Origin of the sequence: Haloferax sp. AS1 (assembly GCF_014530665.1) — an archaeon.
Classification (GTDB): domain Archaea; phylum Halobacteriota; class Halobacteria; order Halobacteriales; family Haloferacaceae; genus Haloferax; species Haloferax volcanii.
Genome location: NZ_SPSA01000001.1, coordinates 2,014,808 through 2,036,463, shown reverse-complemented (window position 1 = coordinate 2,036,463; position 21,656 = coordinate 2,014,808). Strand labels below are relative to the sequence as shown.

Below are 21,656 nucleotides of genomic sequence, written 5' to 3'. Positions count from 1 at the left end.
AATAAAAGACCGGAACGAGTCCGGCGATTACTCGTCTGTTGTCGTCACATCCTCGTCGGAGTGACGAGGAGGGACGGCGGCGTTAGTTCTCGCGGCGGAGGGCGAGAAGTGCCGCGCCGACGAGTGCGACGAGAGCGACTGCGATACCGAAGCCGGGCGTGTTGGAGGACGTGGTGGTCGTCTCCTCAGTCTCGGTGGTGGTCTCAGTCGGCTCTGCGGTCGTCGTGGTTTCCGTGGGTTCGTCCGTGGTCGTCGTGTCCGTCGCGTTGTCGGAGGACGTCGTCGTGGTGTCCTCACGCTCGGAGACGATTTCGACGTTCACGGTGTCCGTGTTGTCGCCGTCGTCGGCTTCCACGGTGAACGTACCCGTCTCGAAGTCAGTGGTGTCAACTTCGACCATCCACTGGCCGTCGTTGTTCCACTCGTCAGTGTCTTCGAGTGCGACGGACGTACCGTCTTCACTCGTGACTTCGATGCTGATGGTGTTGTCGTCCGGCTTGAGGTTCGTCGAGCCAGCGATGACCATCGTTTCACCGGTTGCAACCGGGTTGATGCCAGACGCTTCAGCGGCGTCGGGGTAGATCGAGTCGATGGACGTCGAGGACTCGGCCAGACGGAACGTCTCGGTGACGATCAGGTCGTCGCTCGCCGTCTCGTCAACCGTTTCGGAGGCGATGAGCTCGTTGACCTGCTCACCGTTGTTGCTACCTGCGTCAAGATCGTCAAGGTAGGTCATCAGTTCGGAGAGGTCGCCACTGCCGCTAGCCGGCGGGAGCGAACCGTCACCGACGTTACCGTCACGACCGACCGAGAGGATGTGGGCGGTGATCCGGCCCTGCGTGAGGCCGACGGTGATGTCGTCCTCCTCGTAGGTACCGTCACTGTCAACGCTCACTTCTTGGTAGTTGACGTTACCGCGCTCGTCGACGAAGATGACGAGGACGGAGTTGGCACCGGAGGCGGTACCGTTAACGTCAACCGTACCGGAGGCGACAGGAGCGACCTGACCGTTGATCGTGGTGAACTGACCCGTGAGGGCCTGGTCGGTCACACGGAGCGAGTTACTGCTACTCACACCGCTGGTGAATTCGGACGTCGTAAGCGAGTCGTCGACGGAACCGTCGCCGCCAACGTCAGCGTCCGACGCGTCGATGACACCGATGCGGTAGGTACCCGTCAGCGACAGGATACTGCTACCGTCGCCGCCGAGGCCCGAGAGCGCAACGTCTTCCTCTTCGAACGTGTCGTCGGAGTCAACGTTAATTTCGTTGTTGCCACCGATTTCGAGGAGCTGCCAGTCGCCATCGTCGCGGACGTAGATTGCGACGCTGTCGGAGCTGGTAGCCGTACCGTTAATGTCGACTTCCGAGCCAACGACGTACTGACCGGTCGGGCTCGAAAGGGATGCACCGCCTTCTTCGACGGTGAGCGTAATGTCGTTCGTCGCGTCCTGATCGACTGCTGCAGTCGCGCTCACACCAGCGTCGTAGACTTCGATGTCGACGTCGCTGTCGTCGAGGTACTGCGTTTCAACGCCGCCAACTGCACTGGCGCCGTCGATTTCGACGACTGCGTACGCGATGTCAGCAGTCTCAACGGTCGGGCCCGTGGCGGAGCCGCTCGCGTTCGTAGCGCTGCTGTTCGCGATGCCGACTTCCGAGGTGTCGCCGATGTTACGGAAGACCGCCTTGGCCTGTTCCGTCGTGGCGTCGTTCCGGAGGTCGGAGAGGTCGATAGCGACAACGTGCTCGTTGCCGTCGATGCCGTTCGTGACGGTGTACTGAACGTCAGTACCCTGCGTCACGGATTCGCTGTCGAGTTCGAGGCCGACCTCGTCCTGCGACGAGATCGTGAGGGTCATCGTCTCAGAAGCGTCACCGAAGTCAAGGTCTTCAGCGCCTTCGAGGATGATCGTGTACTCGCCAGCGTCCTGACCGGACATGTCGATCTGGGCACCGTTCTGCGAGTCAACCGTGCTGTCGTTGATGATGTCGCTGGAGCTGGTCAGGACCTCGTTGGTGATGTCCGTTCCGCTCGGATCTTCGACGGTCACCGTGACCTTCTCGGCGGACTCGTAGTTGTAGTTCGCGTTGACGTAGAGTTCGTCAGCGTCGTCCGAGCTGATGGCGGAGCCGGTGACGTCGCCACCGGAGGCCGTCACGATTTCGCTGTCGGTGATGCGCGGCGCCAGCAGCGTGACGTTGGCCGAACCACTGTTGCCGTCAGCGGAGTACGTACCAAGCGGCTGGTTCTCCGAACTCTGCGGGATGGGCGAGGTAAGGTCAAGGGAGATACCTTCCGCGTTGCCCGAGACACCCGTCAGAAGCGGCTCCGAAGCACCGAGGCCGGCGTCCGTGTCAATTTCCTCACCGAGGAAGACGCGGTCGCCGGATGCAATTGTCTTGTTGAACGTTTCGTTGTCAGCGTCGAGATTTCCACGCTCCGCGGCGGCACTTCCCGTGAACGCGATGGCTCCCGCAAAGACGGAAGTTACCATCAGCGTGGCGAGAAGTATCGCACGCGTTTGATCTTTGAGCTTTGTCATAGTGTACTTGTAGCGCCAGTATTTTCCGCGCAGTTCGCTATAACGCGGATCCCTACTAGCGGGGGATGGGCAGGGGTACGGTAGAACGATATAAGCGGCCTTGGTAAATGCTTTCTGTTTCTATTGCATGTTTGGTCGCTGTCCCCGTTTTCGTCTTCCACTTGGCGTCCGGACGCGGGCCCGCCCGCACGCAACAATACAGTCAGAGTCAGCGGACGGTTCCGGCCAACACTCTCGGAGCAGACGACCGAGAACCCGACCGCCACCGAGCATCGAACTAATCCGACCACCGACAACGACACGACAAGAGCGGTCGTGACGACGACGGCAGCCTCACCCTCGACAGGTCCACGAGACGCAAGAAAAGAGACCACGACCGCCGAGACGAGTCAGACCGAGAATCCACGGACAGACCACAGCTTCAGTCGCGAGCCGACGGCAGTACCGCGTGGAAGAGCGTCACCCGCGAGTGGTCACGTTCGACTCGATTTCGATTTCTTCCGGTCCCGCGACGACCGTGTCGTTGTAGCTAATCGAGACGTTCGCAGAGCCGGTTCCTGGCGGAGCGAAGCTACAAGTGACGACGCCGTTCTTGCCGACCGTCGTCAGGCACCGCGAGAAATACGTGGTTCCTTCCTGCGACATCGTGAGATCGATATCCATCTTGGTCTGTGGGGCGAGGTTGGTCCGTGCCGAGACGTTAAGCTTCGTGTCGGACATGGTGGCCGAGAGGTCATCTACCGACGGTTCGGCGACCGTGAACGCTTCAGTCAGTACGACTTGCTCGCCGTCGGCGTGGATATCGCTGTCGATTGCGACCGTCACGTTGTACGTCCCGGTTTCCAAGCGGGCGGAGTCAGCGACGACGTTGAGGCTGTCGGTCTCCGCATCGTATGCGACATCGAACACCGTCTGTGGGGAGATGAGATCCATCTCGGAGCTCTCAACCCGGAGGTCGACACCGGGACCCACGTTACCGAGACCATTCGGTGCGTATTCGAGACTACTGTGGATGGTCTCGCCTCCGAACGATACCGAAGCATCGCTTACGCCTTCCGTACGGGGGTTGACGACGTGGTATTCGAACAGCAGTGTCTCGTTGTCCGCGACTGTTATCGGTTCGTCGAACGCGACTGTCAGCCCGCCAGTAGACGTGACCTGATACCGATTGACGGCGGTTCTGAGCGACCGGTCGATCTCACCGTCGGCATCCGTATCAATCCCAATGTGGTCGACCAGCTGTGAGCTGTGCAGCGAGGGAGACGGACCCCCGCGGTAGGTAATCCGAAGCGTTTGGCCCGTACGAGCGTCACTCTCTGGCGACCACTGTACAACGTGTGTCGTGTGCGCGCTCGTGGACGCATTGCGTGCGAACACCGGTTGCGTACCGGGAGCGGGTTGCTGAACGGCACTTTCGAGTCCACTCACACGGTACTGCACGACTGCATCATCACCGACTGCAACGACGGACGGGGACCCAGTCTCGCGTACTCTATCGGCACAGTCGATGTGGCTGGGCTGCTGGGAGGCCGGTACTGAACACACCGCACTCCCACGAACCGATGGGGGTTCGATCCAGAGTCGGTCCGCAATCCGGGTGTGGCCGGCAGAGGCAATCACGCTGTACCGACCTGTCGGGAGTGTCGTTTGGCTGGTCTTGCTCGGCCGCGTGAGGACCGAGACGGTGTCGTTTGCGTCCGCCACTCGGAATGCAGCGTCAGGATTATCCGCTTGTTGCGTGTCGAACACCACGGTGACACTACCGTCGCCGGAGCCGTCAGTCACTGAGACCGTCGTCGAGAACTCACCTTCCACAGCTGAGATTTGGAACCTGGCCTCGTCGGTGTTGTTGAGGACCAGCGTGCGCGTTACGAAGTCACCCTGCTGTTCGACCCGTTGGACGTCCGCGAACCGTACCGATTCAGCTGCCGATTCGTCAGAATCGACAGCGATTGCGCCGCTGGGAATCGCCGTCAACCCGAGAATCAACAAGAAAATAACAGATAATGTTCGTATCGAGCGGGTCCGTGGACTCATACCCCTGACTATCTGGTCCGGTAGTAAGTACTTTCTGTCACAGCCACCGTCCACAAACGCCTTAGCGCGCTTGCAGGTCCGTTGTGCGTCCGGTTTTCGGTGAACTCTTGATGTGACGCTAACACGAGGGGCGAACTGCACCAGGTAGCGTGTCCGTCGCTTCGAGCAAAGGAATGTCACGCAACGTACAGAGCGTATGTCGGTCCCGAATACCCTCTTTTGACGTTCGCTACCCCCATCATTCGGGGGTTTATTGTCGATTCACCGACCGATATCCACAAAAGATATTAGTTGTGTGTCGCTACTGTTAGTAGAGATGTATACACAGGTATCGGGGCGCGCGCAGTCTTGTTCAACTACCGTTCTCATTCACACGTCTGAGACGTACTGATGCACAGAGACACCCTCCGTTCTACGCTTTTGACTCTCGGTCTCGCTCTCGTGTTGACTACGTCTATGGTTACCCCGGCGGTCGCCCAGACTGCCAGTTCGGGGCAAGTGTACGGCTCTCCCGATATCGACGTCTTCACGTCGACGAGTGAGTTCGAGCCCGGAACGCAGTCCCAGCTCAGGCTCACGCTCCGAAACAACGGCGAGATCGACCAATCGGGTCCGGAACGATACGAGAGTCGCGTGACAACGGCCCGTGGCGTCACGGTCGAGGCACGCCCGGGGGACGCCCCGGTCGAGATTAACACCGGCACAATCGGCGCTGGAAACGTCCCGACGGGGACCGTCGACCTCTCGCCGATAGATATCACGGTCTCCGAGAACGCGACCCCCGGGACGTATCGAATCCCGGTCGAGGTGTCGTACACGTACACCCGACTCGTCGATTACGACCCGTCGGGGGCCGAGTACACGGACAACACGCGGACGAGAACCCACTACGTGACGGTTCGCGTGCGCGACCAGCCACGGTTCGAAGTCGTCGAGACGGAAACGACCGCACAGGTCGGAGACACCGGCGACCTCTCGGTGACGATTGAGAACACCGGCACCCGCGCCGCGACCGATGCGAGCGTGACGGCGACCTCCCGCAGCGACGAACTCGTGTTCGGAACGGCCTCGGAGAGTTCGACCGCGCAAGTCGGTCGCTGGGCTGTCGGTGAACGCCGGACGGTCAACTACACGGTTTCGCTCGCTGAAGACGCGACGGTTCGCGGCTACACGGTGAACCTCGATGTCGACTACACCGACACCGACGGCATCGCTCGAACGTCGCGAACGTTGAACGTCGGCGTCACCCCCGTCGAAGAACAGAGCTTCTCGCTCGAAAACGTCACCACGAACCTCCGCGTCGGCGCGGACGGAACGGTCTCGGGCACGGTCGTCAACGACGGGCCGAAACGCGTCGACGACCCGGTGCTCCGATTTAGTTCGAGCAACCCGAACATCAACGTCGAATCGTCCGAGTACGCGCTGCCGGACCTCGAACCCGGCGACAGCGCCGACTTCTCGTACGAGGTCGGCGTGAGTGACGCCGCGAACGCGAACGTCCAACAGCTCAACCTCTCGGTGGCGTACCGCAACAGCCGCGGCAACACGCGGGTCAGCGACAGTCTCACGACCAACGCCGAAATCGCGCCGCATCGGGACCGCTTCGTCGTCGAAGTCGTCAACAACACCATCGAAGCGGGCAGTGAGAGAGCGCTCCGCGTTCGGGTCACCAACAACGGCGACGAGCCGCTCACGAACATCGAAGCGAAGGCGTTCGTCAGCGACCCGCTCAGTAGCGGCAACGACGAGGGAATCATCAGCGAACTCCCGCCGGGCGAATCCGAAGAGTTCACCATTGCGCTGAGCGCCGGGGCCAACGCGCTGCCGAAGCGCTACCCGGTCTCGTTCGATTTCCAGTACGAGATGCCGGACGGTGACACGGAAGTCTCCCAGACGTACACCACGCCCATCGAAGTAATCGAGTCAGAGGGCGGCGGCCTCCCGGTCGGGCTAATCGTCGGTGCAGTCATCGTTATCGGCGTGCTCGGTGTGTTCGGCTGGCGGCGCTTCAACACGGACGAGTAACTAATGGACCTCCAGATCGATTACCAGCACTACATCGACGTCGTCGACGGCTGGATAGTCGACCAGCCGAAGACGGTGCTCCTCGTCTTCTTACTGCTTTCGGCGGGGTTTTCCGCCGGACTCGGACAGTCTGGAACCTCGTCTGGAACCAGTCAGTTTACCGAAGATGTCGCCGCGTACCAAGCGTTCGAAGAGGTCAACGACAACTTCGAGCGGGTGACGTTCGAGGAAGACACCGGTACGACACAGCTCATCCAATCGGGGTCGAACGTCCTGTCGAAGCCCGAGCTACTCAGGATGCTCAAGGCTCAACAGCGGTTGCAGGCCAATCCCGAGCTATCTGTCGTACAGACGACGAGCGTCGCCCGCGCCGTCGCCAGAGCCATAGACCCCTCGGCGACAACCATCGACGAAGAGATCGACGCCGTCGAACAGGCGACGCCGACGGAAATCGACCGCGCAGTCCAAGTCGCCGTCGAACAAAACCCGTCGGTTCGGTCGAGTCTGAGCGAGGACTTCAACGCGCGTTCCGCGTCGGCGTCCGCGACGATCGGCATCGTCACGCACTCGCTCACGACGGAGGTGTCCGACTCGGCCGGGACGGGCGGCGACAGTCCGCTGACGGAGATTCAACGACACGCCGAGTTCATCGTCGGCTCCGTCGGCGGGGATATCCGGGTGTTCGGCAGCGGAATCCTCTCCGAGGAGTTCTCCTCGGTCATCGGCGATTCGCTCGCGCTCGTCGTGCCGGCGGCGGTCGTCTTGATCCTGTTTTTCTTGGTGTTCGCGTACCGCGACCCAATCGACCTCCTGATCGGGGTCATCTCGCTGGCGATGGCCGTCCTCTGGACGTTCGGCTTCATGGGCTTGGCCGGAATCGCGTTCTCACAGATGCTCATCGCGGTGCCGCCGCTTCTCCTCGCGGTCGGCATCGACTTCGGGATTCACGCCATCAATCGCTACCGCGAAGAGCGGACCGAGGGCTTCGGCATCCACGAGTCGATGCGGACGGCGACCGACCAACTTCTCGTCGCGTTCACTATCGTGACGGGGACGACGGTCATCGGCTTCGCGGCCAACGCGTCGAGCGAACTCGGGCCCATCCGCGACTTCGGTATCGTCGCGGCCGTCGGCATCGTGTTTACCTTCTTCATCTTCGGCATCTTCCTGCCGGCGGCGAAGGTGTATCTCGACAGCCTCCGAGAGCGGGTCGGCTTCCCCGAGTTCGGGTCCGAACCACTCGGTGCGGAAGACTCGGTCCTCGGGAAGATTCTCCCGGTCGGGATTCACATCGCGCGCCTCGCCCCGAAGGCGTTCCTCGTCCTGCTGGTCGTGAGTACCGCGTGGATGGGGTACTACGGGTCGGGCGTCGACAGTCGCTTCACGCAGGATTCGTTCCTCCCGCCGGAGGACAACCCGGAGTATCTCGAACTGTTCCCCCAACAGCTACAACCGCGTGACTACACCGTGACCGAGACGACGAACTTCCTCGAAGACAACTTCCAGACCGGCGAGGAAGACGTCACGACGGTGTACGTCGAGGGGTCGCTTACGGACGGCGGTACCTTAGAATCCATCTGGCGGGCGGGGAACAGCCCCCCCGACAGCTTCGTCGTCGACGACGGCCACGCGCGGGAGACGAGTATCGTCACCGTCATCCAGAGCTACGCGGAGCGGGACCCCGAGTTCGCGGCGCTCGTCGCGCGGAACGACCGCGACGCGAACGGCATCCCCGACGACAACCTCAAGCAGATATACGACGCGCTCCTCGCGTCGCCGGCCCGCGACCAGGCGCTCAACTACATCACCGACGATTACACCTCCGCGCGCGTCGAGTACGCGGTCGAATCCGACGCCAGCCAGGCCGACGTGACCGAAGACACGCGCACGGTCGCGGACCGCTATCGCGTGGAAGCGACGGCCACCGGGAACGTCGTCATCCTGAAAGCCGTCTCCGACGTCATCGCCCAGTCGGCGTTCATCAGCCTTGTGCTCGCACTCGCCGGCTCGGCGGTCTTCCTGGTCCTCATCTACGCCCTGCTGGAAGGGCGGCCCTCGCTCGGCGTGGTGAATCTGGTCCCAATCGTCGTGACCGTCGCCGCTATCGCCACGACGATGCGGTATCTCGACATCCCGTTCAACGTGATGACCGGGACGATTCTATCGATCGGTATCGGTCTCGGCATCGACTACTCCGCACACCTCGTCCACCGCTTCGCCGAGGAGTACGACAAGGGAACCGACGTGTTCGCCGCGCTGACCGACACGGTGCGCGGGACCGGCGGTGCGCTGACCGGCAGCATGCTGACGACGGTGACCGGCATCGGCGTGCTCGTCATCGCAATCACGCCGATTCTGGGGCAGTTCGGGCTCCTGACCGGGGTCTCGATTCTGTACTCGTACGTGGCATCGCTCGTCGTCTTACCGCCGGCACTCGTCGTCTGGGCGCGACTCGTCCACGGCGAGGACGCCGAGTCGACCGACGCGGCGAGCGGCCCGGACGGCGCCGGCGGTGCGGTGTAACCCCGACGACGCTCACGCTGAAAGCCGAACCGCCGGCACGTCCCGGAGTCCAACGGGGCGTCGCGCGAAGCCGCGGGAGACCGGGATTTTTTTCGCTCGGTACGTCGCAGAGCAGACAACATGAACGTGTTCTGCTTTGGAGCAGGGAAGGCAGGAGGGAGAGTCGTCGAACAACTGCTGGAGTACGAACGACAGCGCAAGCCGGATTTCATCAGCGGCGCGGCCGCCTGCGATACGACCGCGGCCGACCTCGACGCCTTAGAGCTGATTCCCGAAGACGCACGCGTGCTGTTCGGTGCGACCGAAACCAACGGACAAGGCTTCGACGGTGACGCCGAGCGCGGCGCTGCCGCCGCCGCAGACGAGCATCGAAAACTCCTCGAACCGACCGACGACGCGCCGATTGCAGCGAGCGACGCCTTCGTCGTCTGTGCCGGTCTCGGCGGCGGGACCGGCGGCCCGACCGCCGCGGTGCTCGCCGATCGGCTCTCGGAGGTGTACGACCAGCCGGTGTACGGCGTCGGCATCTTCTCGACGGCGACGACGGACCAACAGCGCGCGTCGAACACGTTGCGGTCGCTCCGCCAGCTCGTGTCGAAGACCGACCACGTCTTCGGCTTCGACACGGCGGCGTGGGTCAAAAACGAAGACGAACCGATCTCCGACGAGACGTACGACACGCTCAACGCGGAGCTCGCACGCCGTCTCGGCACGCTCTTCGCAGCGGGCGAGGTCACGACCGCCGACGACGTCGGCGCGAGCGTCGTCGACGCCTCGGAGATCATGAACACACTTCGCGGCGGCGGACTCGCAACGCTGGGGTACTCCGAGCGCCCGCTCCCGCCGCGCGATACGAGCGTGGTGGGGCGTCTCAAGCGACTCGTCGGCGACGACGCCGAGTCCGTCGACCAGATCGACTCGCTCAACCGAATCACGACACAGACGCGGGAAGCCGTCCGCGGACAGCTGACGCTCTCCTGCGATATCGGCTCTGCGTCCCGCGGCCTGCTCGTTATCACCGGGCGACCGGCATGGCTCAACCGAGACGCGATTAGTCAGAACCAAGGCTGGATCGAAGAGCAGACGGGGAGTCTGGAGGTTCGGAACGGCGACGACCCCCGGCCGGATGCGGACGCCCTCGGCGTGTTAGTCCTCCTCGGCGGGATTAACCCGACAGCACAGTTGACCGCGCTCCAAGCCGTTGCGGACGCAGGTGACTCGGGCGACGCGTGAACGCACGGGGGTCGATAAACGTCGCGAGACGGCGCCACAGAGCGGCGGCGAACACTGGGGGTCGCCCCACGACCGCGCTGAGTTGCGCGATTTCTCGGACTGCTGTCCCAGCTAACGACACGTTTAACTTCGAATCGGCGCTAGCTTCGTTAGCCTCGTACTGACGATAACGGAATTTATGACCTACTTCTCGGATTCAGCAGACTCCGATCGCCACCAGACACAGCAGGCGATCCTCGAAGCGACCCACCAGATATTACTCGAGTCCGGATACAATGGGATCTCCATCTCGCAAATCGCTGACCGGGTCGGCATCAGCAAATCGGTTATCTACCACTACTACGACGACAAGGAGTCATTGCTGGCAGAGTTCCTCGATGTCGCTCACGAGCGGTTTCTTGAGCAGATATTCGGGCAGGAAGAGACAACACCCCGTGACGAGCTCGAACACTTTTTGACGCTGTTTATCACGATTCCGCCGGTGGGGTGTGAGTCGGAGACGGAGCTGACACAGCTCGCAAAGACGTACGTCGAACTACGGACGCAATCGATTTCGAATCCGGATTATCGAGCCATTTTCACCGACTCAGAGGAAGACATCAAACGGCGGCTCACCGAAACAATCGAAGCAGGAATCGACCAAGGCGAGTTCAAGCCGGTGAATCCGGAGCGGACGAGCGAGCACATCATCACATTCGTCGATGGGGTCCTGTTTCGGCAAGCAACGACAGAGTCAATCGATAGCGAACTGCTGCACAGCGAGATTCAAGAGCACCTCGCTGATCGGATTTACCGCTGAGTTCGACGGCACACGCGGTGCTGGCAGCTAGTGCGAGTGCGTTACGGGAGGTGACAGTCGCGGGTCGCTTGCTGTCGAATGTCGGAAAGAAGGGTCGTCACGGCGACGGGAGGGACAGCGGGGACCGACCGACGGGAGTGTGCGGGCTCAGTGCTCAGCTCTCAGTCGTCTCGGACCCACCGGCGGCCAGTGAACAACAGCGCGGTCACCACGAGCCCGCCGAAGAAGCCGCTCAGGAGGAACGTCGACGTGTTCGACGGGTCTGCGCTGCCGAGGTTTACGGTGAGCGCGTTCGTGCCCGAGGCGCTTGCCGACGAATCGAACTGCACCGACTGCGTCGCCCGGCCAGACGTCTCGCCGATGTCGTAGGTTGCCGCGACCGTTGCGGTGCTCGACGGGCGCTCGTTCACGTCGACGACGACCGTCTTCGAAGTCGCGGCATCGACCGACTGGAGCGTGGTGGTCGGGAGCTGCGACTCGTTCGACACGCCCGAGATGACGACGTCGTCGATGGGTGCGTTCCCGTGGTTGGTGACGCGGTACCGAACGGAGACCGTGTCGTTTTCCTCGAAGGCGGTCGCGTAGACCGACACGTCGTCCCGAAGCGACTCGACCTGGACGGTGTCGAACGCTTCGACGGATTCGCCGTCGTTGTAGCGGAGCGTCGCCTTGAGCGCGGTTTCGCCCGCCTCGGACGGTTCGACCGTGAACTCGTAGGTCGTCGAGTTCTCCGCGGCGAGAACCGGCGTGATCGCGGTCCGGCTCTGCATTTCGCCGTCAACCGAGTCGAGTCGAAGCGACAGGTCCGTCAGCGCCTCGTCGTCACCGTTCGACACCGTGACGGTCACGGTGGTGTCAGTCTCGGCGACTGCGTTGTGCGTCTCGATGTGGACGCGGGGCGGAACCGTCGTCGACGTGCTCGGTTCCGAGACCGTGACGAACACCGGATGCTTGAGGTGGACGATTTCCGAGGTCGCACCGTCGGAGTCGTAATAGCGACCGCGGACGTGCACCGTCAGTCGCTTATCACCGGCAGTGTCGAAGCGCGCGCTCACCGGCACTTCGGCGGTGTCGCCAGCGCCGAGCACGCCGATTTGGTTCGCTTCGCTATGTTTCGTTCCAGAGCTGTCCTCCACCGTTACCTCCGTGACTTCGAAGCTGCCGCTCCCCGACCCAGAATGACTAATTGTCGGTGTGATTATAATACGGTCGCCAGTTTCGGGGTCCTCCTCGGAGACACTCACTCCGGTAACGGCGGTATGCGCGGGTGCCGCTGCCGCAGCACCCACCACACTTCCGACCGTGAGTAAACAAAGAAGCATTACTAATCCAACTATTCCTCCCGTTTCGCGGTCGATTTTCGCTGTCATGCAGACTTTAGGCTTGCCTAAATAAATAAAAAGCCACCGGTTTTTAGGCCAGCCTAATACTCAGTGAGGGAGGACTCGGTGGATTCGATGAATAATTGACAAGTAGCCGATGTCGGCGTGCTTTCCCGCCGCTCACGACCGAGATTAGCTGAAAAGCGACTCAGTGGAAGAGTCGTCCGGTTTGCCATTCCCATACCAGTTCCGTCCCCAGCCAGACGAGCAACCAGACCGTCGCGAGGACGAAGACGAAGGCGGTAGCCGACAGTTGCTGGAAGGGTCGCGTGAGTGCGACCAAAAGCGGAGTAAAGAGAACGACCACTCCGACCATAGTGACGAGACCGATGAGGCTACAAACGTAGTGCTCAGTCGCGTTAATCTCCGCGGGTTGGATTACTTGCTGTGTTGATTGGTCATCGTCGGGCACTCCCCCGTGTTGATTGTACATCCGTAGCGACCTCCACCATGTAATTCATCAACAATCATTATAAATATGGCGTCGGGCTCGACACGACAGCCAGCGAACAGCTGTCTGACGGAATCTTGATTAGCGTCGTCCGAGTGGGCTGTATGATGCCACTGTCAAATTCGCCGGATACGTCGGCCGCCGACCGGGAGACGTCTGGCTCCGAGGGAGTCTCGCGCCGACGGGTGCTGCAAGCGTCAGCCGGTGCGGGGGCGCTCTTCCTCGCCACGGGGACAGCAGCCGCCAACGGCAAAGGCGGCCAAGCGGTCGTCAAGGAAGACGAGTACTACCCAGAGGAGTCGTTCGTCATTCTCGAAGCCGAAACGTGCGACAACCGGACGCCCGACGGCTCCTGTCGCGATGACTCGCTTCCGTTCCGGTGTAACGGCCAAGGCGGACGGTTCCCCCCGGGGAAAGGCGGCGCGCTCCCGTTCCCGTGGTGGAACTTCAAATACGAGAGCGGCCCGCTCGAAGGGGAACTGCTCCGAATCTACACGCGAGACAACAGCATCGACACGGACAGCACGTACCGCTGGACGCGAAAGAAAAAAGATTGCCCCGAAACGCCCGATTACTACCAGATCGGGTTCGCCCGAGACTAGTACTACGGTCCGGTTTCCTCGGCCAACTCGGGCCGCGTCCCAGTTCAACCGTCTCAAGCCGACTGGGAGTCAGGTCTTCGCGTCTTCGTGTCGCAGAATTATCAGTGCCCCGGCTTGAATCAGGACGCACCGAGAAGACAGCACGTAAGAGGTAGACGGTCTAGAAACACTTTTTAGATTAGATTGGCTATTAGACATGATGGTTGGGTTGTACAATTTGGTACGTCGCGGCACTCGGGATGTCCCTGGGCAGGGAACGACTGATATGGGGGCGTCACAGCGATGAGTGGGCCGTCCCGGTTCGTCGAGCAGACCAAAGATCACCTCTACAAAGCGCTCGAAACGGACGATCCCGACGAGAAAGACTTCCACCTCCGGAACGCGCTGCAACTCTGTGCGTGGGACGGAGTGGCTGACCGAACGGAACAGAACGACGCCGACTGACGCTCTTCTCACCGCAACCGGGGCCGGTCCCGCGTGTTGTGGGTCTCCCGCCGAGACGACTGGCTAGGCGACCGACGAGTCATCTCGCGTCGCACGCCGGCCGTGATGGAAATCGTAAATATTCTGATTAATTTTGAATCTAATCGCTTCCCAGATATAATTTACAGTAGGAGAGCATGAGTAGTGTGTTCAGATATTCGATTTTGACTACGTATTCCCCCTATATAGTGTATGTTTTTAGAGAATATTCGTGTTTAAATTCGATTTTTCATACATATTCAGATGACGGATTTGGAGTCAGATTTTATTCATCAGAAGTAGATTATATATCTGTATCTGAGAATTTTGGTCGTCAAAGTGTCCCCACACAGCGTTCGCTCGTTGCCGATGCGGTCGCGTGCGTGGTGACTGCCACAACGGATGGACCGCCACCGATTGACGACGATGAGCGGACGGCAGGCGCGGCCCGCGTCGGCCGACTCGCGACGACCCCGGTGCAGACCGCCCGTGCTATGTTACGATTGCTCAATCTGCTTTTAATAGCAAGCCGTTCGAATGGCTATCTAAGCCCCGCAGGTGGTCACATCGTCGACGAGCGCCGAACGGAACGTCGCTTCGACTGTCGGCATCGCGCGTCGACCACTCCCTGTCCGGGCGCAGGAATTTCCAATGCAACTCACGACTCTCTTCAACGACGATTCCGCCGTCTCACCGGTTATCGGTGTGATTCTCATGGTCGCGATTACGGTCATTCTCGCGGCCGTCATCGGCACGTTCGTCCTCGGTCTCGGCGACCAAGTCAGCGAAACGTCGCCGCAAGCGAGTTTCGACTTCGACTACACCAACACGTCAGGAGACCTCACGATTACCCACGAAAGCGGAACCTCGATTGATGCAGACAGCGTCTCTATCTCGGGACCCGTGGGTGACGACGGCGACACCTGGGCGGACATCGACGGTTCAGCGACCGAAATCACCGCAGGGAGCTCGATTACCGTCACTGCGAACGGCAGCTCGTTCGACTCCGGCGAAACGGTCCGCATTATCTGGACCTCCGACTCCGGCTCCAGCTCTTCGACGCTCCAGAGCTGGACGTACAACGGCTGAACGAACCACTGACCGACTTTTTTGCGAGCGTGTCGACGAGCAGTAACAGCAGCTAGATAAAACAGCCATATGTCCGTTAGTGCTGTGGTCCCAAACGCACCGGTACGCCGCGGGAGACCACGAGCGACACGCCGTCGTCAGGCGGTTGTGCCGCGCTCGACGCACACCGACGACTCGGTGCGAGTTCGGCCGCGGCGACCGCTCAGCCTCGGCGTCACAGCGCGTGGATATCCTCGACCCGTCCTGAACAGTCGTGGAAATACAGAGATTTTTTGATGACATACCTGTGGGTTTTGCGGTTGAACTCCTCGGTCCGTGGCTCTCACTATAGAGGTCTCGTAAGTCCTAGGATATCCTGGAAGTCGTAAGAGGCCAAATTCTTTATAGGTGTGCTTTCGTCTATCTGATAGTACGCGTCAACTCGGAGTGTGTACGCTTGCAGCCCCTCGCAGGCACACCCACTAGTGACACGGAGGAATCCAGTAAATGAGCACGAGATCCCAATCAGAATCCCCCGTAGACGCTCCACAGCAGGGAGCGACGAACGGGCAGTCTGCCTCGGACATCCACCTCAGCGGTGACGAGCTACTGCTGTCCGCAGACAGTGATATCGCACCCACCCTCTCGGTCGTGATGCCAACCCTCAACGAAGAGGGTGGCATCGCCCAGTGTATCGAGTGGGTCAAAGCCGCCCTCGAAGACATGCAGATTTACGGCGAGGTCGTCGTCGCGGACAGCTCGACCGACCGCACGCCCGAGATTGCGGCGGAAAATGGGGCGATTGTCATCGAGCCCGACGGCAAGGGCTACGGCTACGCGTATCTGTACGCCTTCGAGCGCGTCCGCGGCGACTACATCGCCATGGGCGACGCCGACTGCACCTACGACTTCGAGGAGCTTCCCAAGCTGTTGAACATGGTTCGCTCCGGCGACGCCGACATGGCCATGGGGTCGCGACTGGAGGGCGAGATTCTCCCCGGGTCGATGCCGCCGCTGCACGAACACGTCGGGAATCCACTGTTGACGAAGTTCTTGAACGTCTTCTACGGCGCTGGCGTCAGTGACGCGCACAGTGGGATGCGCGTGTTTAGCCGCGACGCCTGGGAGACCATGGACTGCTCGTCGACGGGCATGGAGTTCGCCAGCGAGATGATTATGGAGGCCGGCGCGAAGGACTTGGAGATTAAAGAAAAGCCGATTACCTACCACCCCCGCGAGGGCGAGGCGAATCTGGAGAGCTTCCCCGACGGGTGGCGACACGTCCGGTTCATGCTCGTGAACGCGCCGGGGTATCTGTTTTCGGCTCCCGGCTTCGGGTTGTCTGTGATTGGCGTGTTGGCGCTGGTGTTGGCCTGGAGCGGTGTGGAGCTCGGTGGGGCGCAGTTCGGGATTCACACCGGGATTGGTGGTGGCCTGCTGACGCTCGCCGGCTTCCAGTTGATGCTGTTCGGGGCCTTCTCGACGGTGTCTTCGGATCCGGTTCGCGGGGCTTCGGATCCGTTTACGACCTGGTTCACCGAGCGAATTTCGCTTGAAAGAGGGGCGACGATCGGGTCTGTGGTGTTCCTTGCTGGGTTGGCGTACGGTGGGTTCTTGGCGTTCAACTGGGTGACCAGTGGATTCAGTGCGCTCCCGATTGCGGTTGCCGACGTCGTGGCGACCGTGGCCGTCGTGGTTGGCCTGCAGATGGTCTTTGGGTCGTTCCTGTTGGGGTCGGTTGACGCATGAAATAGTGGCAGTTCGGCTGCCAACCCATGAGTGAGACGGTCAATCCTCACTTTCTGTGTCTTTGAGTAAATAACTAGTCGTGTGGAGAAGACGACGAACAACCTGACGGATGCCCACAAAATGTTTTGCGCTCTGATACAGAAATGGCACAAATTCTTTGTTAACGTCTCTTATAAAGGGATGAGTCAGCAGAGTCTTTGATTCTTTGGTAACCAGCCTACTTTTCCGTGTCCGCTTGAGTAGTATATGTCATAACTACTAGTGTTGGTGTTTATCTCAATTGTACTGGTGTATGATGCTGATAACGACCTGGCAACTCCAGTATCTACGGCGTACTTATTGAGATAGAGATATCCTGGATTTGTAGTATTACATGCAAGATCATGGACATTTCCAGGTGGCCGCTCGGTGTATATCTCGGTTGTTGAAAAGTAACTCTGGAACCCACCTGCACCATTCGGGGCATAGATCTTTTCATCCTTCTGAATGTGAGACAGCAACCAATCCGAGGCAATTACTTCTCCATCAGTAGCCCAACCAGATCGTAGATGGAAATATTCGATATTATCTTTAGGTTCTATAGCATCCCGTTGAAGATTCGGCTGTGGTGAACGCTCTCCAGCGAATACCGCAAATACCCCTGAATTTAAAACTAGCATCAGTGACAATACTATGCACATAATTCTCTTGTCGATATACCGGGACGATAACACCAAATAGGTGAAAATAGGAACAACAGCTAAGCCGGCAATCATCGAAATTCTAGAAACCCCGAATATTGTGAACGGAGCAAAAGATACAGCAATAAGTAAGAAGCTAGACCCAGACAGGCATAAGAAATCAAGATTCCTAACTCTCATGCCGGTTTCAATGTTATCATACAATAAAAATAAATACCCAAATCCAGCGAGCCCAAATATAATTATGAATTCAAAACGTATCACTTCGTAAGTTATTGATTCTAGTGTTGCTGTTGCTGCACTTGAGGCGGCAGATCCGGATGACAGACCAAATGAGGATATTTGTGTCGTTACTTCATACACTACAGAGACAACGGTAACAAACATTTTCCCGTCTACGGTCAGAGTATATACCAGATACATCATAATACCCACAATGGTGAATAGTATGACATCTCTGGGCCGCGGGTTGAAAAATTGTTCAACAGTTATAGTTAGCAGGATCATTCCCAATCCGAGTATTGCCGTGCCTTCATGAGCGAAAATAAGACCAAGACCGAGAATCAGAACAGTAAGATGATATCCTTTCTCGCCTCTCATTTTGTGTCTAAATTTTAACACACATAGCACAAGGACGGCGAACAGTAACATTGCGGTCCCCGTTCTTGTATCTCGAGCTAACCGCGTGAAGTATGGGTGCAGGAAGATGTATGTGAGTGCACTAGAGAGAGAAACATACTTATTAAAGTAAATCTTAGAAATTTTATATAATACCAGTGGTATGATTGCAATAATAATTGGGTGGGCAAGCTTAAACGACCAGATCAGGTCCATACCGGTTACTTTGGCAAATATAGGATGCCCAATAGTTAGACGAATGAGATTGTTATGAGCGATAGCAGCATTTGGATCCCATCCATGATGGAACACGATATTTGCTAAATAGTATTCATGGCCTGCGTCACCGCCAAGTAGATTTCTATGAATCATCGTATTCTGGAAAAGTAACGCAAGTGAAACACCATACAGACCAGTTTCTAATGCTCCTCCATCAAGTCGAAATAATATGGTAGGAGAAACAGAGATAATAACCAGAACTATCATCAATGGAATTGAATTGTTTGTCTTTGATAGGTATAAACCCGAAGCGGTAGCAAGTACAGGAAGTAACAGTAGGACGCAAGAAATCTTCCACTGTCTTTCTCGTGGGAGGCTACTCATCTGAGGCATATATCTTCCACTATTCATAATTTATTCTCGATCCACCACTCCTCCCAATCATCATGATTCTTTTTAATCGAATTTATTTGTCTCATTTTCGCATCGACAACTACATAAAAAACTCCAGACATCAAAGAAAAAAAAGCGCCCTGCCATCCGTCCAAGATCGCGCGTTCCCACAAGTATCGGTAAGCAACAGCCAAGACACCTTTCAAATAAAAATATATGACTGATGGTTTAGAGTTCTGTCGCACTTCAGTAAGAGCATCAGCTGAAGTATACCTCATCCATTTCTCAATATATTCGTCGATGCTGTCATAGGCGTAATGGTGAATTGGGTTTGATAGTGTTCCAGTATCATAACCCTCTTGAACTAACCACTCTTCACCAACAAGTGCATCGTCCCATTGAAGTGCATCTTTTCGAGCTAATATTGGGCGTGGCTTGTGTTGAGTGTGCATCCACTTCCCCCACATACGGTTACATTTTGTCGTCTGATATGCATCTTTTGTTGGCGACTTAAGAACATTCTTAATCTCCGACCTCAGGCCATTTCGAACTTCTTCGTCGGCATCCACAAATAAAACCCACTTGTTTGATGCTTTTGAGGCAGCCGTTCGAAACAAGTCTGCGAAGCCCTCAAATTCATAATCATAAATAACTGATTGATTGTATCTGGAAACAATTTCCCGTGTTCCGTCATCAGAAAAACTGTCAAGTACAACAATCTCATCAGCAATATTTTCGATGCTACTGAGCGCGCGATGTACAGTGTCTACATCATTGTAGGTTGGGGTACACACTGTGAGCGATTCCATAGTTACACCAGTATTCGCCGTCTAATCATTCTACCGAAGGTCGTCTTTTGTGTTTACTTAAGCATGAAGAGTGAGCGGGTTGGTTTCTTTCTACCTGCACAGAACTCACTTACTTCAATGGGTACATAGACTGAATTGTGTTGGAGTTTGTGGAGCAACAGTGGATATCCTAACCGGCGATGAAGCTCGGTATTCCGTTGTAGTTAACGGATATTGCTGGCGAATACTGTCTCAATCCTTGAAGAGTTGCGTGTAGAACGTTCTCAAAAAGTGTCCATGATTGAGTCACAGAAGGCCGATTTACAGTCGACAATTAAAAACCGAATCGCGTCACGGTCACAAATTACGATTCGAATCAACAACCAGCAACCCTGACTGTACGTCGCAACTGCTCCCGATACAAACGAGTACATTCTGACTCATTTAACGAGAATGAGGTATTAACCAAGATATTTCTCTGTGGAATCGCCAGAAACATCATAATTTCAACGCTTACTGGACGAAATTCTGAGCCTAGCCGACGTAATTGACTGACTTTGATCTAAAATTCGCGTAGTCAAACAGAATCAAAGTCAATAATTGGGTTCAATTGGCAAGTAATTGATTACAGGTTTTAACTCTTTAATATCGATAAGCCCAGTTGTAAGAGCAGCCGCACAGTATACAAAGAAACCAACTAAGGGAACAATTATCAAGCTAAGGAGTGGTGGAAGAACTGCTGCAAGACCAAATATGGGGATTGCAGAGATCACGCCAGTCATGAGCAACTGTTGAAGGCGAATGTCTGGGAAGGGGTTATACCCCAGCCAATGGGCGACCTTATATTGAGAGAAAACGAGAGTTGAGTACCCAGTGGAGGTTGCTACTGCCGCTCCAAGCATCCCATATTTTGGTATCAGAAGTAAATTCAAAACGATGTTTAACAGAGCACAAACACTCGTTCCGACAATCAACGGACGTAACGACCGTTGGCCCTGATTTATTGCGAGAATCGGACGAATAGTGGCAAAGCATAGTATCCCTGGCAGTAAAAGTAATAATGGAAATACTGCGGGTTGGAAATCTGATCCTAAGTACAAGGTTACAAGAGGATCGGCCAAAGCACCGACTCCAAGCACAATTAGCAATGTAATTGAAATGGAAAATCGGGTTGCTCTGCCGGCCAACCTTTCAATTTGTTTGAATTTGTTTTCATGCCAAAGGTTCGAAATACGTTGAAGCAGTGCCATTTCAATAGCTACTGGAACCATCCAAAGGTTTTCGGCTATCACAAGTGCGCCTTTGTAGTATCCAACTACCCGCTCTCCCTCAAAGTTTTGCAGGATCAGAACATCAATATGGTAAAAAGACATCAATGAAAGCATGAAAAATATAGTTCCCGCAATATATCTGTAGATCGCACCTCTCGTAGTTGATGAAAGATTAGTATCGGCGACACCGAGTAGATTCAGATGTTTCGATAAAATAACGACAGTAATTGGAAATATTATCGCGCTTGTGATTATGTCTGCAGTAAGGATTCCAACGACACCATAATCAAACCAGACTGCTGATAGCGCAAGTACGGCAAATACCAGTTTCTGAAGAACTTTGATTGGCTCCGAATATGTCTCTAGCTTGAGGCCCATTAGTGTCCGGAGAGTGAACTCTCTTACTTGTCTTCCAACCGAATAGATAGCTAGGAGATAGAATAAAATAACATAGTCTATTCCAAAAACTTCTTGAATAGTTCCTGAAGCCGCGGCCATAATGAATGAGAAAAATATCAAAAGCGCAAGCCCCGCGGCAACAAATGCGATCCGTCCAAAAACCGCCTGCTGCCATACTACATCATCTCGTTCTGAGATGAACTTTCGGATTGCGCCATTCGTGCCGGATGACATAAAGAAGTTTGCGAAAGCGAATACGGATAATAGAGTTGCATAGCGACCATAACTTTCGGGCCCAAGCAATCGAACTAGCAATGGCGTGAAAATCGCACCAATAAATAATATCGATCCTTGGGCCCCTGCAATTGACAAGACGCTCTTTAGAAATGAACGACCCATGAACTAGCAATAC

At 56.9% G+C, this 21,656-nt stretch carries 15 protein-coding genes; 8 read left to right on the top strand and 7 right to left on the bottom strand.

Annotation, left to right across the window (positions count from 1 at the left end; translation table 11 throughout):
• Positions 1 to 82: 82 nt before the first annotated feature.
• On the bottom strand, positions 83 to 2,545 hold the full coding sequence (gene csg, locus E4P24_RS10740) for an HVO_2072 family ArtA-dependent S-layer glycoprotein (protein ID WP_115891427.1): 2,463 nt from the start codon (positions 2,543 to 2,545) through the stop codon (positions 83 to 85).
• 459 nt (positions 2,546 to 3,004) lie between these two features.
• Positions 3,005 to 4,537: a hypothetical protein gene (locus E4P24_RS10735; protein WP_115891520.1), complete on the bottom strand. Its 1,533-nt coding sequence runs from the start codon at positions 4,535 to 4,537 to the stop codon at positions 3,005 to 3,007.
• Positions 4,538 to 5,038: 501 nt separating this feature from the next.
• On the opposite strand from E4P24_RS10735, the gene E4P24_RS10730 reads away from it, so the two are divergent.
• The 4 genes from E4P24_RS10730 (at position 5,039) to E4P24_RS10715 (ending at position 11,162) form a co-directional block, all read left to right on the top strand.
• Positions 5,039 to 6,607, top strand: coding sequence for a COG1361 S-layer family protein (locus tag E4P24_RS10730; protein WP_233509312.1), 1,569 nt, complete (start codon positions 5,039 to 5,041; stop codon positions 6,605 to 6,607).
• Positions 6,608 to 6,610: 3 nt separating this feature from the next.
• Positions 6,611 to 9,130 carry an RND family transporter gene (locus E4P24_RS10725; RefSeq protein ID WP_004062810.1) on the top strand — a complete coding sequence of 840 codons (2,520 nt, stop codon included), beginning with the start codon at positions 6,611 to 6,613 and terminating at the stop codon, positions 9,128 to 9,130.
• Positions 9,131 to 9,250: 120 nt separating this feature from the next.
• Positions 9,251 to 10,363, top strand: a complete 1,113-nt coding sequence (gene cetZ6, locus E4P24_RS10720; protein WP_188148484.1) for a tubulin-like protein CetZ6 — start codon at positions 9,251 to 9,253, stop codon at positions 10,361 to 10,363.
• Between the two features lie 178 nt (positions 10,364 to 10,541).
• Positions 10,542 to 11,162: a TetR/AcrR family transcriptional regulator gene (locus E4P24_RS10715; RefSeq protein WP_004041952.1), complete on the top strand. Its 621-nt coding sequence runs from the start codon at positions 10,542 to 10,544 to the stop codon at positions 11,160 to 11,162.
• Between the two features lie 161 nt (positions 11,163 to 11,323).
• Here E4P24_RS10715 and E4P24_RS10710 read toward each other — a convergent pair whose 3' ends face one another.
• Together E4P24_RS10710 and E4P24_RS10705 are read right to left on the bottom strand one after the other, a co-directional pair.
• Positions 11,324 to 12,298: a CARDB domain-containing protein gene (locus E4P24_RS10710; protein ID WP_188148483.1), complete on the bottom strand. Its 975-nt coding sequence runs from the start codon at positions 12,296 to 12,298 to the stop codon at positions 11,324 to 11,326.
• A gap of 394 nt (positions 12,299 to 12,692) precedes the next feature.
• Positions 12,693 to 12,977 carry a hypothetical protein gene (locus E4P24_RS10705; RefSeq protein WP_008605530.1) on the bottom strand — a complete coding sequence of 95 codons (285 nt, stop codon included), beginning with the start codon at positions 12,975 to 12,977 and terminating at the stop codon, positions 12,693 to 12,695.
• A 125-nt stretch (positions 12,978 to 13,102) separates the two neighbouring features.
• Between E4P24_RS10705 and E4P24_RS10700 the strand changes: the two genes are divergently transcribed.
• The 4 genes from E4P24_RS10700 (at position 13,103) to agl6 (ending at position 16,876) form a co-directional block, all read left to right on the top strand.
• Complete coding sequence (locus E4P24_RS10700) at positions 13,103 to 13,597, top strand: hypothetical protein (RefSeq protein ID WP_223173916.1); 495 nt, start codon at positions 13,103 to 13,105, stop codon at positions 13,595 to 13,597.
• Positions 13,598 to 13,879: 282 nt separating this feature from the next.
• Positions 13,880 to 14,041, top strand: a complete 162-nt coding sequence (locus E4P24_RS10695; RefSeq protein WP_004041948.1) for a hypothetical protein — start codon at positions 13,880 to 13,882, stop codon at positions 14,039 to 14,041.
• Between the two features lie 669 nt (positions 14,042 to 14,710).
• Positions 14,711 to 15,148, top strand: a complete 438-nt coding sequence (locus tag E4P24_RS10690; protein WP_144860010.1) for a type IV pilin — start codon at positions 14,711 to 14,713, stop codon at positions 15,146 to 15,148.
• A gap of 486 nt (positions 15,149 to 15,634) precedes the next feature.
• The gene (gene agl6, locus E4P24_RS10685) at positions 15,635 to 16,876 is read left to right on the top strand and encodes a low-salt glycan biosynthesis hexosyltransferase Agl6 (protein WP_188148482.1); all 1,242 of its coding nucleotides are present in this window, start codon (positions 15,635 to 15,637) and stop codon (positions 16,874 to 16,876) included.
• A 185-nt stretch (positions 16,877 to 17,061) separates the two neighbouring features.
• Here the strand turns inward: agl6 and E4P24_RS10680 are convergent, their stop codons facing one another.
• From E4P24_RS10680 to E4P24_RS10670, 3 genes are all read right to left on the bottom strand, one after another.
• Complete coding sequence (locus E4P24_RS10680; RefSeq protein ID WP_188148481.1) at positions 17,062 to 18,777, bottom strand: DUF2206 domain-containing protein; 1,716 nt, start codon at positions 18,775 to 18,777, stop codon at positions 17,062 to 17,064.
• 23 nt (positions 18,778 to 18,800) lie between these two features.
• On the bottom strand, positions 18,801 to 19,595 hold the full coding sequence (locus E4P24_RS10675) for a glycosyltransferase family 2 protein (protein WP_188148480.1): 795 nt from the start codon (positions 19,593 to 19,595) through the stop codon (positions 18,801 to 18,803).
• A 572-nt stretch (positions 19,596 to 20,167) separates the two neighbouring features.
• Positions 20,168 to 21,643 carry a polysaccharide biosynthesis C-terminal domain-containing protein gene (locus E4P24_RS10670; RefSeq protein ID WP_188148479.1) on the bottom strand — a complete coding sequence of 492 codons (1,476 nt, stop codon included), beginning with the start codon at positions 21,641 to 21,643 and terminating at the stop codon, positions 20,168 to 20,170.
• Positions 21,644 to 21,656 lie beyond the last annotated feature (13 nt).